We start from the raw sequence: 1,323 nt of genomic DNA on the forward strand, positions 1-1,323 counted from the left end.
AAGCCGGGCGAGCTCCTCGTCGTGCGGCCGAACCCGGCGCTGGCGGCCTTCCTCGACGAGGGCGGCTGGTTGCCGCGCGGGGTGCCGCTGATCAAGCCGGTGGGCGCGGTCGCCGGCCAGTCCGTCTGCCGCCTTGGCCGCGACCTCTTCATCGACGGCCGCCTGGTGGCGCGCGCCCTGGACGTCGACGGACAGGGGCGGACCCTTCCGGCCTGGAGCGGATGCCAGGTCCTGGGCCCCGGCGAGGTCCTGCTGCTCGCGCCGGCGTTTGGCAGTCTCGACGGGCGCTACTTCGGGCCGACCTCTGAGGGCGAGATCCTGGCCCGCGCCCGGCCGCTCCTGGTCGCGCAGCCGGAGGCGGCGCGGTGAGGCCGCTTGCACTGGCGCTGGCGCTCCTCCTTCTGGCGGCGGGACCGGCGCGCGCGCAGGACGCCGTGCGGTCCCACGTCGAGGCCGCGGCTGCGCGTTTCGACCTGCCGTCCGACCTGATCGAGGCCGTCATCGCCGCTGAGAGCGGGGGGCGGGTCCGGGCGGTCTCGCCGGCGGGCGCCATGGGCTTGATGCAGCTGATGCCGGGCACCTGGTCGGACCTGCGCGCGCGCCTGGGGCTCGGCGCCGATCCCTTTGACCCGGCCGACAACATCCTGGCCGGCGCGGCCTATCTGCGCGATCTCCTCGACCGCTACGGCGCGCCGGGCTTCCTGGCCGCCTACAACGCCGGACCCGGGCGCTATGAAGCCAGCCTCGCGGGCCGGCCTCTGCCGTTGGAGACGCGCCTCTATGTCGCCCGGCTCTCGGGCCTGCGGGGAGCAACGACTCCGGTGCGTCCCGACTGGCGCGCCGTCGGGCTCTTTCCGCCCGCCTGGTCCGAAGGCCTGGGCGTGACCGGCGCGCCGCTCGTCGGAGCGCCTGCTAGCGGCGGCGCGGGTTTATTCAGCCAGCGGCGGGAAGCTGGACGATGAGCACCGTGGCGAATGAGGGCGGGTTCCAGCGTGGGTGGCGGGGATGGCCAGATAAAAGCCGCGCCGTCGGTCGGGCGGCAAGGGATTGGTCGGATTGGGGTTTTTTCGCCGTCGCCGCCCGGACGCGGCTGGCGGTGGCCGGGCCTTTCCTTGCGTTTTCAGTCGCCGCAGCGCCGTCGGTTCGGCCATGAGCGAGTTCGACGACGAATTCCTCCTGCGCCCAGGCCGGGTCGGCTTCGACCGCTCGGCAAGGCCGGTCCGCTTCCTGGGCCAGGTGCGCCGCGCCGTCCAGGCGGCCTCGGATCCGGGGCCGGGGCATCGCGGCGGCAACCGGGCGCGCTCGGGCGGTCGCCTCGCTCGC

At 74.7% G+C, this 1,323-nt stretch carries 2 protein-coding genes; both read left to right on the forward strand.

The window, feature by feature from the left end; all coding sequences use genetic code 11:
- Positions 1 to 369 (forward strand): S26 family signal peptidase (locus DMC18_RS05305; RefSeq protein WP_146217981.1); only part of this gene is annotated, 369 nt, incomplete at its 5' end.
- 65 nt (positions 370 to 434) lie between these two features.
- Complete coding sequence (locus DMC18_RS05310) at positions 435 to 962, forward strand: lytic transglycosylase domain-containing protein (protein WP_233248073.1); 528 nt, start codon at positions 435 to 437, stop codon at positions 960 to 962.
- Positions 963 to 1,323 lie beyond the last annotated feature (361 nt).

Origin of the sequence: Caulobacter sp. D5 (assembly GCF_003185805.1) — a bacterium.
Lineage (GTDB): Bacteria > Pseudomonadota > Alphaproteobacteria > Caulobacterales > Caulobacteraceae > Caulobacter.